Origin of the sequence: Deinococcus sp. AJ005 (genome assembly GCF_009017495.1) — a bacterium.
Classification (GTDB): domain Bacteria; phylum Deinococcota; class Deinococci; order Deinococcales; family Deinococcaceae; genus Deinococcus.
Genome location: NZ_CP044990.1, coordinates 3,286,273 through 3,300,180, shown reverse-complemented (window position 1 = coordinate 3,300,180; position 13,908 = coordinate 3,286,273). Strand labels below are relative to the sequence as shown.

Below are 13,908 nucleotides of genomic sequence, written 5' to 3'. Positions count from 1 at the left end.
CGAAGCAGACTGAGGGGTTTTCGTGGGAGCCACCCCAGCACCTCACCCAAACATCCCAACCCAAAAAGGGCGCGTCCACCTCATCCCGGACGCGCCCTTCTCCCATTTCCCTAACCGCTTATTCCACCTTAAACGGCAGGTACTTGGGCTGCCAGAACTTGGCCTTGACCACTTCCAGCAACTGCTCGTCGCTCAGGCCACGGATGCTGAATTCGGTGGCGACGCCGTCCTTCAGCGCCTGCTTGATCACGGCCACGGCCACTTCCAGGCTGGCGGCTCCCAGTTCCGAGACGGGTGGGAAGGTGCGGCCAGGGTGGTGGCGCTGGGTGTAGGCGGCCAGTGCATAGGCCGATTCGGTGACCATCTCGTCGGTGATCTCGCGCACGCGGGCCAGGATTGCGCCGAAGCCCAGGCCGGGGAAGATAAAGGCGTTGTTGCCCTGCCCGATGGGGTAGGTCTGGCCGTTCAATTCCACCGGATCAAAGGGGCTACCCGTGGCAACGAGGGCCGCGCCATTGCTCCAGCGCAGCACGTCTTCCGGCAACGCCTCGCAGTTGGCGGTGGGGTTGGACAGGGGGAAGACCAGCGGGCGCGGGGTGTTCGCCATCGCGGCCTTCACGACTTCCTCGTCAAACGTGTTCGGCACGCCGGACAGGCCCAGCAGCACGGTGGCCTTGCCCTCGCGGATCACGTCCAGCAGACCCGTTCCGGCCCAGCCCTCGGTGAAGGCTTTGGGCGTCGCCAGCGACTTCTTGTATTCCTCCATCTGGCGGTCATCGGTCAGCAGGCCGCGCGAATCCAGCACAAATACGCGCTCGCTGATCTGCTCGGGGGTCAGACCCTCGCGGCGCATGCCCTCGCGGATGGCGGCGGCGACTCCGGCCCCGCCCGCACCCGCACCGCTGATGACCACTCGCTGATCGGCCAGCGTCTCGCCCTTGAGACGGCAGGCATTCAGCACCCCGGCCAGTACCACCGCGCCAGTCCCCTGGATGTCGTCGTTGAAGCTGGGCACCACCTTGCGGTAACGGTCCAGCACCATGAATGCGGTGTCCTTGGAGAAATCCTCCCACTGGATGATCGCTTTGGGAAAGCGTTCCAGGGTGGCTTCCACAAATCGGTCCACGAAGCGCAGGTATTCCTCGCCCTTCAAGCGGTCATGCTTGACGCCCAGATAAGACGGGTCTTCGCGCAAGTCGGCGCGGCCCGTGCCCACGTCCAGTTCCACCGGCAAGGTCTTGTCGGGGCCGACGCCGCCCGCCACGGTGTACAGCGACAGCTTGCCAATGCTGATCGCCATGCCGCCGAAGCCCTGATCCCCGATGCCCAGAATCGCGCTGCTGTCGGTGGCAACGATGATCCGCACGTCATTGAGCGGCACGTTTGCCAGCGCCTTCGCCGCCCGCTCAATGTTGTTGGTGCTGAGGGTCAGCCCACGCGCGTAACGGTAAATCTGGCTGAATTTCTGCACGGCCAAGCCCACGGTCGGCGTGTAGACGATGGGCAGCATTTCCTCCACATGCGCGGCCAGCAGGGCGTAAAACAGCACCTCGTTGCGGTCTTGCAGGTTGCGGAGGAACACATGACGCTCCAGCGGATCCTTGATCTTGCCGTAATCGGCATAAATGCGCTCGGCCAGCACTTCTAGTGTGTCTACCTGCGGGGCCAGCAGGCCGTCCAGATTCAGCTTCTGGCGCTCGTCCTCGGTGAAGGCGGTGCCCTTGTTCAGCAGCGGAATGCGGGTGAGGTTGAAACCCGTCACGAGGGGATGCAGGTAGCGGTGGCCGTCTGAGTCGCGCTTGACGTCGTAGTGATCGGTCAGGGGCTGGGTGGTCTGGGTCATGGGGGTTCTCCTCTAAAAAGTTAGGCGAAGGGAGGACGGCGGGTCAGTTCAGAGGCCAGAGCCGAGCATGGACAGCGGGTGGCGGTTCATGTCCTTGTACAGCAGGTACTTGCTCCACTCGCGGCCCAGCGCGCCGTACCACTGCGGGCAGTGCGCGCCCATCCAGATCACGTCGCCCACGGTGACCGGGTAATACGTCTGCTGCAATTTGTACAGGCCCTCGCCCTCCAGCATCAGCAGGCCGTGTTCCATGTAATGCACTTCCGTGTAGGGCAGGCTGGCCCCCGGCGCAAAGCTCATGGTGCTGACCATGAAGTCAAAGGGAACCTCGTCGGGCAGCAGTTTGCGGGCGATCAGGTGGTCATCGCCTTCAAAGGCGTAGCCGGGATTCTCGCGCTCGTTGCCCCAGTAGACGCCGGGAGCGGTCACGCCGTCCACAGCTTCATAGGGCTTCTCAAACACCGAAATGCGCGCGTCCGATGTGGCGGTCAGGTTGTGCGCTAGGCCCGCCGGGACGTACACGTAGTCGTATTCCTTGAGGGTGCGTTTCTCGCCGTCTACATCGGCCTCTACCTCACCGCTCAGCACGAAGGCAAAACGCTGGTAGCCGTGTGCGGACTCTTTGGCCGCTGCCCCAGCAGGCATCTCCGCCGTGAACTGCACGAAGCGGGCGCGGGTGCCGATCACGGGCGCGATGTGCAGGATGATGGCGCTGCCCGGCCACTCGGCAAGTGCGGTGCGAACGTGCGTTTCAGGGGTGATGACGGCGTGCGCGTTTTCCAGTGCGCTGCGGGTGGCTCCGAGGTGTTTCATGTGGCTCCTTTTGAATCAGGGATGGGGTTTACAAAGAGGGAGAGGCTGGAAGGTCTTGCGTCTCGCCTTGAAGCAGAGAGAAGGGCTTTACGCCCCAGGCCGTAGCAACCGCCCGCGCACGGCGTCGTCAAACTTGCCGTCCTGATAGACCGTCCGGCCCCGCGACAGCGTGTGCGTCACGCGGCCCCGGTAGTCCTGGCCCGCGAAGGGGTTTTGCTGCCAGCGGTCATGCAGTTCGGTCAGTTTGAAAGTCTCGTCCAGGCGCACCAGGGCAAGATCGGCGTCAGCGCCAACGTCCAGACGGCCCTTGCCCGGCAGGTTGAAACGGCGGGCGGGATTCAGGGCGCTCAGGGCGGCGATGGCTTCCAGCGGCAGTTTGCGTTGGCCGTACCCGTCGGTCAGCAGCACATTCAGCGTACTCTGTGCCCCGCTGATGCCGCCCCACAGCGCAAAGAAATCGTCGCTGGTCTTCATGTCGGGTGGCGCGGGCGAGTGGTCCGAACCCACGATGTCAATGTGTCCGGCCAGCAACTCGGTCCATAACTCGTCCTGCACAGTCTTTGAGCGCAGCGGCGGCGCACATTTTAGGGCCGCGCCCACGCGCTCCACGTCCTCGTCGGTGAAGTGCAGGTAGTGGGGGCAGGTTTCAATGGTCACGTCCACGCCGCGCTGTTTGGCCTCGTAAGCCAGCGTCACCGCCCGCCCGCTGCTTATATGCACGAGGTGCAACGCGGCTCCGGTTTCCTCGGCGAACAGCAGAGCGCGGGTCACGGCTTCCAGCTCGGCCAGCACGGGGCGGCTGTCCAGATAGTCGCGCACGCCTTTACGCCCGCCCGCCCGCACCTGTTCGGTCAGGCCGCGCGTCAGCTCGTTGCTCTCGGCGTGGGTTCCGACGAGGAGGCCGTGACGTTTCGCCGTTCGCATTCCCTCCAGCAGCGTCAGGTCATCCGCCGCCTGAAATTCCTCCAGCCCGCTGTGGCTCATGAACGCCTTGAAGGCGATCACTCCAGCCTCGGCCAGCTCATCCAGACGGTCCAGATTGGTGGGGGTTAATCCACCCCACAGCCCGAAATCCACCAGCGACTTCTGCTCACCGATCTCGCGCTTGGCGTCAAATTCGGCGCGGCCCAGCACCGGGGGCGAGGAGTTGAGGGGCATGTCCAGAAACGACGTGCCACCGCCCGCCACCAGCGCCCGCGAGCCGGTTTCAAAGCCTTCCCAGTGGGTGCGGCCCGGCTCGTTGAAATGAACGTGTGCATCCACCACGCCGGGAAAAATATGCAGCCCGGAGGCGTCCAGTGCCTTGCCGTCCGCCGTGATCTCCTCCGAGACTTCCACGATCTGGCCGCCGCTGATGCCCAGGTCTGCGCGGCGCACACCGTCTGGCGTGACCAGCAAGCCGCCGCGCACGATCAGATCAAAGCTCATGCGTTCTCGTCGGCCAGCAGGTGCAGGAAGCGCACGCTCAGGCGCAGGGCGTCGGCCACATCTTCAACCAAGACCAGCTCATCGGGGTGGTGGCTCAGCGCGTTGGGTGAGCGCACGAATAGCATGGCGGACGGCATGTGCGCGGCCATGATCATGGCGTCATGGCCTGCGCCGCTGACCAGTTCGGGGTGCGGCAGGCTTTCGGCTTCAGCGGCGCGGTGCAGCAGCGCCTTGAAGGTGTCCGACATCGGCGTGGCCTTCTCCTCCATCTTGGGCGTGATGGTGACGGTGACGCCGCGTTCCTCGGAAACAGCCTGGGCGGTGTCTATCAGATGTTCCAGGGCCTTCAGCCGCACCTCGTCTTTCGCGTGGCGGATGTCCAGCGTGCAGTTGGCTTCACTGGGAATCACGTTCATGGCCCCAGGGAACGCCTGCATCACGCCCACGGTGGCCACCAGTCCGGGGGTAGCGCGGGCCACGTCCTCGGCAGCCACGGCGAAGCGGGTGGCGGCGGCCAGTGCGTCGCGGCGCAGGTTCATCGGTGTCGTCCCGGCGTGTGAGGCCTGCCCCACGAAGTTCAGGATCAGGCGGTTCTGGCCCGCGATTCCTTCCACCACGCCCAGCGACACGCCCTGGTCCTGCAAGACCGGCCCCTGCTCGGCGTGGATTTCAAAGTAACCCAGCGCCTTGCCCTTGTACTGCGCCTCGCCGATTTCCTCCACGTTCAGGCCGTAGTTGGTGATGGCGTCGCGCACGCTCTGGCCTGCCGCGTCGCGCAGTTCCAGCATGTCGTCCACGGTGCCCACCAGCGCCCGGCTGCCGATAAAGGGCACGCCGTAGCGCACGCCCTCTTCCTCCGAGAAACCCACGACTTCCACCGCGTAGGGCAGACGCTCACCCTTGACCGCTTCCAGCATGGCGTACCCCATGACCACGCCCAGAATCCCGTCGTAGGCGCCCGCGTTCGGCACGGTATCCAGATGAGAGGCCAGATACAGCGTCGGCGCGTCCGGCGTCGGCCCGGCCAGGCGCGAGCGCAGGTTTCCGGCGGCGTCCTCATAGGTGGTCATGCCCAGCGCGTCGGCCCACACCGTCAGATACTCATGAACCTGATGCGCCGTGGGGCACAGGAAGGGGCGGTTGGTCTCGCCCTCCACTTCCGTGTAGCAGGCCAGCGCGGCGCAGGCGTCCATAATCTTCTGGCTCAGCGCCTGAACGGTTTCGTTGGAGACAGAGGGATGTGAACTGGCGGTCATACGGTGGCCTCCTGGGGCTGAAGCAATTGCGCGGCGTGGGGAAAATACTCGGGGCAGATGGGGGCAAGCACCAGATGGTCCAGCAGACGGACCTGAGCGGTGTCATCGTCAGCTAGAGCGCGGCGTTCAGAGAGGTAACGGTCAGCCGTTAACTTATCCCCGCCTTCTAACTCTGCCTCACATTTCACCCACTGCCACAACTGGGCGCGGGCGAGTTCGGCGGTGGCCGTGTCCTCGATGCGTCCATTGCGAACCACCACGCCGCGTCCGTGGTACCACGCCTCAAACACCGCCAGTGCGAGGCCGATGCTGTCTTGCACCACGTTCAGCGGTAGGGGACAGGGTGCGGGCAGGTCCAGCAGGCGCTCCAGCGTGCGCTCGGCAGTTTCGGCGGGCAGTGGCTGGGAAGTCTCATTTCCAAACGCTCCCCGCACGGAATCCAGCAGCATCGGCAGTCCGGCCCAGGCGGCGACATAGCCCTGCGCGGCTTCCCTCACCTTATCGGCGCGAACGGCGTCCAGCGTGGGCTGGGGGTTCTGGGCGTTGGGCGCAACGGCAGCACTGCCCCCGATGGCCTGTGCGCCGCGTGCCTCGCAGACGCGCACCAGTGCCTCGGCATAGGCGCGCATGGCGTCCAGATCCATGGTCAGGTCATTGCGCGGCGGCATGGCTCCGCGCTGTGCGCCCACACGTTTGGTCAGACTAAAGACGTAGTCCCAGCGCCCGGCATTCAGGCCAAACGCCCGTCCATGCAGCGCGTACAGCAGCGCGTCGGCGTGCAGGCAGGCGGTGTAGGTTTCAATCTGGACGCAGACTTTAATCGCGTTCTTTTCCAGACCCAGATGCGTTTCAGCCAGCGCCAGCGCGTCCTCCCACAACTGCGCTTCCTGTTCCGTTTCCAGCTTGGGAATGTAGATGTGCATGGGTGTTTCGGGCCGCGCGGCCAGGATGACGCCCAAATCGCAGAGGGCGGCGATGGCGGGGCCACCAAAGTCCAGATGCTCCTCCACTGCATACAGTGCGCGGGGCCGGGCCAGGATGGGCTTGTCGCTGTTCGCCGCCGTCTCTACCGCGGCGTAAGCCGTTTCCACATTGGCCCGCGTGGGCGTGAAGGTATCGTCAAAATCCAGTACCAGCGCGTCTGCATCCGAGTTCAGCGCAGCGTCCAGCGCCTTCAAATCGGAGGCTTCCACGATCAGCTCTACCCGGCGGCTTTTCAGATCGTTGGGAAGTGCGGCGGCGCGGTAGTCCGGAGGCGTGGCGGGGGCAGGCTGGTTAGGGGCGTCCAGCGCCTCCCAGCGCGTCCTGAGCTGGCGGTGCAATGCAGCCACCAGTTCCTGCGCGGCGGGCTTGAGCTTGAGCGGGGCTGAATTCATGGGCGAGCCTCCTGAGCTTACTTAGTCGTCTATCTATCGGGTTATAAAAAGAGGCGTCCGCACAGGCATGGACGCCTTCGGTCTTTGAATTACGGCGTCCAGCCCAGCCGTGCCGAGATCGCGCGTGAGGCCGCCTCCATACGCTCGTAGAACGCCGGAATCTGCTCACGGCTGAAGCGTGAGGTGGGCGCGGAGATGCTCAGCGAGGCCACCACCTGCCGGGTGTGGTCGCGCAGCGGCGTCGCCATGCAGCGCACGCCGATCTCGCGTTCCTCGTCGTCCAGTGCGAAGCCCTGAGTGCGCACCTTCGCCAGTTCTTTCAGGTAGGTGGGCAGCGTGGTGATCGAATTGGGTGTGAAGGCGGCGTAGGGTTGTTCTCCCAGCCGCCCGGCCACATCTTCCTCGTCCTGCCACGCCAGCAATACCTTGCCCACGCCAGAGCAGTTCAGCAGCGTGCCCGCGCCCAGTTGCGCGAACATCCGCACCAGTTGGCGGCCCTCCACCTGATGCACATACACCGCCTCGTTCTCGCGCAGCACGGCCAGATTGGCAGTTTCGCCCAGATCATTGACCAGCGAGATCATCTCGGACTGCGCGGCATTCATCAGCGTGTTGCGTCCGGCAAAGGCCGCGCCCACCTGATACGAGCGCACGCCCACGCTGAACAGGCCGCTGCGTTCCTCCCACTCCACAAAACCGCTCTGGCGCAGGGTTTCCAGCAAACGGTAGGTGGTGCTGGCCGATAATCCCGCCGCCTTGGCCACCTGCGTCAAAGACGCCTGCCCCAGTTCTGCCAGCGAGGTCAGCACCTTCAGTCCGCGTTCCAGCGTCCGCACGCTGCCCGCGTCGCCCGTGCGGGCGCGACCTGTCTTCTGGCGGGTGTTGGGGGGAGAGGTGTCGTTCATTACGCCAACTGCTCGTAGCCGGGCAGCGTCAGGAAGTCGGCCAGCGGGGTGCGGACGGACATTTCCTTGAACAGTTTCGTGGCGTCTGCAAAGTCGCCGCCCAGTTTTCCGGCCTCGTCGGCGTACAGTTCGTCGAACAGTTCGTGGCTCAGGGTGCGTCCGTCTTCCAGCTTCACGCCCTGCTTGCGCCACTGCCACAGTTGCGCCCGGCTGATCTCGGCGGTGGCGGCGTCTTCCATCAGGTTGTGGATGGGAACCGCGCCGCTGCCGCGCAGCCACGCCGCGAGGTACTGGATGCCCACGTTGATGTTCATGCGGACGCCTTCCTCGCTGATGGTTCCTTCGGGCGGGACGAGCAGATCGGCAGCCGTCACCTTGAAATCCATCTGCTTGCCGCTGCCAATCTGGTTGGGGGTGGGCATGATCCGGTCAAACACTTCGGTGGCGAGTTGCACCATGCCGGGGTGGGCCACCCAGGTGCCGTCATGGCCGTTGGTGGCCTCGCGTTCCTTGTCGGCGCGGACCTGCGCGAAGGCCTTCTCGTTGGCGGCCTCGTCGTTCTTGACCGGGATAAACGCGCTCATGCCGCCAATCGAGGGCGCGCCGCGCTTGTGGCAGGTCTGGATCGCCAGTTTGCTGTAGTTGCTCATCATCGGCACGGCCATGCTGACCTTGGCGCGGTCTGGCAGCACCCGGTCACCCTGCTCGCGGAACTTCTTGATGTAGGAAAAGATGTAGTCCCAGCGCCCACAGTTCAGACCTGCCGAGTGGTCGCGCAGCTCGTACAGAATCTCGTCCATCTCGAAGGTGGCCAGAATCGTCTCGATCAGCACCGTGCCCTTGATGCTGCCGTGCGGGATGGCAAGCGTTTCCTCGGCGTAGTTGAAGATGTCGTTCCAGAGGCGGGCTTCCAGATGCGATTCCAGCTTGGGCAGGTAGAAATACGGGCCGCTGCCGCGCTTCAGCAGTTCTGCCGCGTTGTGGAAGGTGTAGAGGCCAAAGTCGAAGAACGCGCCGAACAGCGTGTCGCCGTCCACCGTGACGTGCTTCTCGGGCAGGTGCCAGCCGCGCGGGCGGGCCAGCAGCACCGCCGTCTTCTCGTTCAGCTTGTAGGACTTGCCGTTCTGCTCCAGCGTGATGTCCCGGCGGGCCGCGTCGCGCAGGTTGAGCTGGCCGTCCACCATGTTGTCCCAGGTGGGGCTGCTGGCGTCCTCAAAATCGGCCATGAACACGCGCGCGCCGCTGTTCAGCGCGTTGATGATCATTTTGCGGTCCACCGGCCCGGTGATTTCCACCCGGCGGTCCTGCAAATCCCCCGGCAGCGGCGCAATCTTCCAGTCACCCTCGCGGATCTCACGCGTCTCGGGCAGGAAGTCGGGCAGTTCCCCGGCATCCAGACGGGCCTGACGGTCCACCCGTGCCTGCATCAGTTCGCGGCGGCGCGGCTCGAAGCGGCGGTGCAGCTCGGTCACGAAGGCCAGCGCCTCCGGGGTCAGCACCTCGCGCTGCTGATCGCTGACGGGGGCGAGGAACTTCAAGCCTTCTGCGGTGTTGCTGCTGGTGGCGGCGTTGCTCATGAGACTCCTTGAAGGGAAAAAGGGTGGGAAGTGACATCCCTGAATCGGGACTGGCCTGTCTGAACTGGGAACCCCTGGACTGCTGCGCTCAATTGCGCTATTAAATTCCGTGCTATGAACTTGATTTTCATTGTACGCAAACTAGAGGCAAATGTGAATCCCCTGTCCGTTTCGAAGGGACAGGGAATGTCTACATCACTGGGGTTGTGGGTTTTTGCTGCCCGCCGGGGCTGTCTTCCAGCGCAGACAGTCTCAGCAGGCAGCCTCAATGCGAAAGGGAGACGAACGCGCCGCCTCCCCTCGTTCTGCCGGGGTTTACCGCAGCCGGTCATCCCCTGGAGCCACTGCGAATACGCCGCCCCACGCCTTGTACCGGCTGACGAAATCCTCTTTTTTCTGCTTTCCGTCTGTGAAGGTCACAGTGCGCGTGATGACGGCCTTCAGCCCGGCGGCAGGCATATCGACGCGCCGTGCCGCTCCCTTTTCTAAGGCGCGGTCCACCATGAATGTTGGATCGGGGGCGGGTTTGCGGGCGCTGATGGCCGGTTCGGAAATCCTGACCGTGCGTCCGTCATTCGCTCCAAACAAACTGACCGTCAATGTCTCGGCCTTCAAATCCCAGGCGGTCTGCACCAGCAGTGGCGCGGCGGTGTCGTTCTTCCAGCGCAGATCCTTGCTGGGGGCGTACACGGCGGCGTCCAGGCCCGGTTGCTCGTAATAGCCCACCAGATAGGAATGCTCGTGGCGTTCGGTGATGGGCAGCCCGGCGTTGAAGGCCGCGCGGAAGACGGTGGTGCTGACCTGGCAGATACCGCCGCCGTCCTCGGTGGAGAGGGTGTTGCCCGTGACCACGTAACCAGGCTGAAAGCCAGTCGCCGAGTTGATCGGCCCGATCAGGGCGTTGAAGCTGAATGTTTTGCCCGGCGCAACCCACGCGCCCTGCACCCTCTCCGCGCCCGTACGGATGTTATGCACCCGGAAATCGGGGCTGCCCGCGAAACTGGACTGACCGCTTGCCAGATGACCGATCTTCTTATCGGCGGCCCAGCGCACACTACGGTTCGGGGCTTCCAGCGCAACCGTCAGCGTGCTGCGCGTCTCGCCGCCCAGCACCGCTTTCAGGACGGTCTTCTCGCTGGCTGCACGGTCCACTTTCCAGCCGGTACGGGCCTCGCCGATCCAGTCCTTGCCCACCTGACGGAAGCGGACATCGCGCGGTTGCCGGTCATCGATTCCGGTATATATCCCATCCAACTCCTGCCGGACGGCGTCCAGCGTGCCGTCCTCCTTGATCTGGGCAATCTGTGCGGGCGACAGTGCAAGGCTGGCCGACATGTTCATTAGCGGACGCTCCACCTGTCCGCCCAACAGACGCGGTTCCGGCACCGTCCAGCGCAGTTCTAGCGGTTGAGGCTTGCCGGGGGCCGGGGCATCTGCATTTGTAGTCGCTGAGGCAGGCGCGGGAGGCGTTGGGGAAACAGCAGTGGCCATGACAGGCGGTCCTTTGGTCACCGCCTCCGCCTCGGCTGGCCCACAGCCCGTCAGCAGACTGCCCAGCACGGTCAGGCTGGCAGAGATCAAGAGAAATTTGAATGAGGTCATGAATGGTTTCCTCTCTAAACGGCAAAAGGGGGAGAGGCCCGTAAGCTTCTCCCCCAGTGTGTTGGATGCGCTCAGGGCATCAAGACGGTATCGATGACGTGGATAATACCGTTGCTGGCCATGATATCGGCCTTGGTTACGGTGGCGTCGTTGATCATCACCTTGCCGTCCATCATGGACACCTTGACGTCAGCGCCGTTCACGGTGGTGCCGCTGGACATGCCCATCACCTGTGACGCGGTCACTTTACCGGCCACGACGTGGTACAGCAGAACAGCTTTCAGCTTGGCGGGGTCATTCAGCAGTGCGTTCAGATCAGCAGCTGGAATCTTGGCAAACGCGGCGTTGGTTGGGGCAAAGACTGTGAATGGGCCGGGGCTGCTCAGGGTTTCCACCAGTCCGGCAGCCTTAACGGCCGCCAGCAGGGTGCTGAAGTTAGGATCGTTGGACACGATGGCGGCAATGGTGTTGCCCATGGGCATGGAGCTACCGCCGCCTGCAAAGGCTACGCCGGTGAACAGAAGAGTGGTGCAAAGAAGCATCTTTTTCATGGTTGTTCCTCCTGAAGTTGAGATATGAGCTTTTAGAGACTGCTGTAGGAGATTCGAAGAGAACTCCTTCTCTGTACACCGTGCAGAAGGTCTGTCGCTCTCTTTGATGATGAATCTTAATTTGCCGTCTACAAGGGTGACGTACCCCGCAATACAGTATGTGAGCCGCTTAAATTTTCAATTGAACTGTAATAAAAGTACCGAATCCTGATCAATGGATTCGGCGTCGCTTGTGTCTGGGGCGGGAAGTGGAGCTTCAGTTCTGGGGCAATCCCACCGCGATCAGGCGCAAATCGTTGAGGTTGTGTCCGCTGGGTCCGGTGATCAGGGTGTCGTTCAGCGCGGCAAAGAAGGAGCCGGAATCGTTGCGCTCCAGGTAATCGCGTCCGTTCAACCCCGCTGCCTGCGCCCGCTTGAGGCTGTCTGGCGTCAGGAACGATCCTGCCGCTGGGCTGGAACCGTCTACGCCGTCCGAACCTGCCGAGAGCGCGTAAAAGCCATCTTCACCCAGGGCCAGCAGCAGCGCCAGTGCAAATTCCAGATTGCGCCCGCCCACGCCGTCGCCGCGCAAGGTCACAGTCGCTTCACCGCCGGAGAGAAGGACGACTGGAGCTGACACCGGATTGCCATACTGCTCCACGCTGCGCGCAATTGCCGCGTGCGCCTTCGCCAGCTCACTCGCTTCGCCCTCAAAGCTGTCCGAGAGGATCACCGCCCGCACGTCCTGTCCCTCTATATATGTCTGCGCCGCTTCCAGCAGGTGACGGTTGGAGCCGATAATGGTGTTGGTGACGTGTGGCAGGCTATCCGGCGTTTCGGACACCTGGCCGTCTACACCTGATTGAAAGTGCGTGCGGGCCTCTGGGGCGGCAATGCCATAACGATCCAGCACGGCCAGCGCCCCCGCGAACGTCGTGGTGTCCGGCACCGTCGGTCCACTGGCAATCACCGAGGGATCGTCACCCACCACATCGGAGATCAATAGAGCCGTGACTTTCGCTTTGGTACTTGCTGCCAGCCGTCCGCCCTTGCTGCGCGAGAGGTGCTTGCGAACGGTGTTGATCTCGCCGATATCGGCCCCCGCCCGCAGCAGCTCACGGGTCAGCGCCTGCTTCTGCTCCAGCGTCACGCCGTCCGGGGCCGCCATCAGCGCACTGCCGCCGCCGGACACCAGCACCAGAGCATGCTGACCCTCTTTCAGTGCGCCCAGCCTCTCCAACGCCGCTTCTGCCGCCGCCGCGCTGGAGGCGTCTGGAACCGGGTGGCTGGACAGCATCAGCGTGGCCGAGGCAGGCAACTCCAGATTCTCAGTGCCGCTGGGCGCAATCACCAGGGTTTCCACGCCAGAATAGGCTGCCAGCGCCGCCCGCGCCATCGGCAGCGCCGCCTTGCCGAACGCCAGGATGAAATCAGGTTTTTCTCCCTTCAGATGGGGGGCCAGCAGTTGCGCCGGACTCGCGGCCTCCAGCGCGGCGTGATAGGCGTTTTCCAGCAGTGAGCGGGTGTTCATGGCGCTTCCTTTTGGGTCTGAAGAGAAAAGAAAAAGCGAGACGCAGGACGCAAAAGGGCGTTTGCTGCGTCCCATTGGGGGCATAGGACTACTTTATTCGATGCCGCTCATCTCGGCGTAGAACTTCGCCATGCCGGAGTGATCCAGGTCGCCGTCACCCTGCGCGATCATGGCGTCCATGATGTTGGCGGCCACGCCTGTGGCAAACAGCGGCACGCCCGCCTCACGGCCCGTTTCCAGCGCCAGACGCAGATCTTTGCGGTGCAGGTTGATGCGGAAACCTGGCTTGAAGTTACCGTCCAGAATGCGCTGCCCGTGCAGGTCCAGAATGCGGCTCTGGGCAAAGCCGCCCAGCAGCGCCTCGCGCACCTTGCCCACGTCCACGCCGGACTTCTTCGCCAGTGTCAGCGCCTCGGAAATGGCCTGGATGGTCAGACCCACCACGATCTGGTTGGCAATCTTGGTGACCTGTCCAGCGCCGGGGCCGCCGATGTGGACGATGTTCTTGCCCACGGCTTCAAACACGGGTTTGGCGCGGTTAAAGGACTCCTCGCTGCCGCCCACCATGATGCTCAGGGTTGCGCCTTCCGCACCAACCTGCCCGCCGGAAACAGGAGCGTCCAGCGCGTCCGCACCCCTGGCCGACAGTTCCTTCTGAACCTTGCGCGAGGTGTTGGGCGAGATGCTGCTCATGTCAATAAACAGCGCGCCCTTCCTGATGCCCTCGATGACGCCGCCCTCGCCCAGTGCAACCTCTTCCACCTGCGGCGAATCGGGGAGCATGGTGATGATGATGTCGCTCTGCTCGGCCACTTCTTTAGCGCTGTGGGCAGCTTTCGCGCCCGCCTTGACCAGTTCATCCATCACTTCGGGCGTGCGGTTGTTGACGACGACTGAAAATCCGGCCTTGACCAAATTCAGGGCCATAGGTTTGCCCATGATGCCCAGGCCGATAAAGCCGATGGTTTCTTTCTGTGCCATGTTGGTGGCCTCCTTTGATTGCGTGTGGAAAGTAATTTTGTCTAACCGTCTAACCGCTCAAAAAAA

11 protein-coding genes are annotated in these 13,908 nt (G+C 63.4%); all 11 read right to left on the bottom strand.

What is annotated here, in order from left to right; genetic code table 11:
- Nucleotides 1-118: 118 nt before the first annotated feature.
- Nucleotides 119-1,843, bottom strand: a complete 1,725-nt coding sequence (locus tag DAAJ005_RS17855) for an NAD-dependent malic enzyme (protein ID WP_151848277.1) — start codon at nucleotides 1,841-1,843, stop codon at nucleotides 119-121.
- Nucleotides 1,844-1,891: 48 nt separating this feature from the next.
- Nucleotides 1,892-2,656, bottom strand: a complete 765-nt coding sequence (gene allE / locus DAAJ005_RS17850) for a (S)-ureidoglycine aminohydrolase (protein ID WP_151848276.1) — start codon at nucleotides 2,654-2,656, stop codon at nucleotides 1,892-1,894.
- Between the two features lie 87 nt (nucleotides 2,657-2,743).
- Entirely contained in the window at nucleotides 2,744-4,084 is a 1,341-nt protein-coding gene (locus DAAJ005_RS17845; RefSeq protein WP_151848275.1) for an allantoinase, read from the bottom strand.
- Nucleotides 4,081-5,340 carry an allantoate amidohydrolase gene (locus DAAJ005_RS17840; protein WP_151848274.1) on the bottom strand — a complete coding sequence of 420 codons (1,260 nt, stop codon included), beginning with the start codon at nucleotides 5,338-5,340 and terminating at the stop codon, nucleotides 4,081-4,083. Before DAAJ005_RS17840 ends, DAAJ005_RS17845 begins: the two co-directional genes overlap by 4 nt.
- On the bottom strand, nucleotides 5,337-6,716 hold the full coding sequence (locus DAAJ005_RS17835; RefSeq protein WP_151848273.1) for an aldolase/citrate lyase family protein: 1,380 nt from the start codon (nucleotides 6,714-6,716) through the stop codon (nucleotides 5,337-5,339). The genes DAAJ005_RS17840 and DAAJ005_RS17835 overlap by 4 nt, the downstream gene beginning before the upstream one ends.
- Nucleotides 6,717-6,805: 89 nt before the next feature.
- Nucleotides 6,806-7,621, bottom strand: coding sequence for an IclR family transcriptional regulator (locus tag DAAJ005_RS17830; RefSeq protein WP_151848272.1), 816 nt, complete (start codon nucleotides 7,619-7,621; stop codon nucleotides 6,806-6,808).
- Entirely contained in the window at nucleotides 7,621-9,198 is a 1,578-nt protein-coding gene (gene aceB, locus DAAJ005_RS17825) for a malate synthase A (protein WP_151848271.1), read from the bottom strand. The genes DAAJ005_RS17830 and aceB overlap by 1 nt, the downstream gene beginning before the upstream one ends.
- Before the next feature lie 315 nt (nucleotides 9,199-9,513).
- On the bottom strand, nucleotides 9,514-10,800 hold the full coding sequence (locus DAAJ005_RS17820) for a VanW family protein (protein WP_192930821.1): 1,287 nt from the start codon (nucleotides 10,798-10,800) through the stop codon (nucleotides 9,514-9,516).
- A gap of 71 nt (nucleotides 10,801-10,871) precedes the next feature.
- Entirely contained in the window at nucleotides 10,872-11,351 is a 480-nt protein-coding gene (locus DAAJ005_RS17815) for a fasciclin domain-containing protein (protein WP_151848270.1), read from the bottom strand.
- A gap of 256 nt (nucleotides 11,352-11,607) precedes the next feature.
- Nucleotides 11,608-12,861: a glycerate kinase gene (locus DAAJ005_RS17810; protein ID WP_151848269.1), complete on the bottom strand. Its 1,254-nt coding sequence runs from the start codon at nucleotides 12,859-12,861 to the stop codon at nucleotides 11,608-11,610.
- A 93-nt stretch (nucleotides 12,862-12,954) separates the two neighbouring features.
- Nucleotides 12,955-13,878 carry a 2-hydroxy-3-oxopropionate reductase gene (locus DAAJ005_RS17805; protein WP_226342715.1) on the bottom strand — a complete coding sequence of 308 codons (924 nt, stop codon included), beginning with the start codon at nucleotides 13,876-13,878 and terminating at the stop codon, nucleotides 12,955-12,957.
- Nucleotides 13,879-13,908 lie beyond the last annotated feature (30 nt).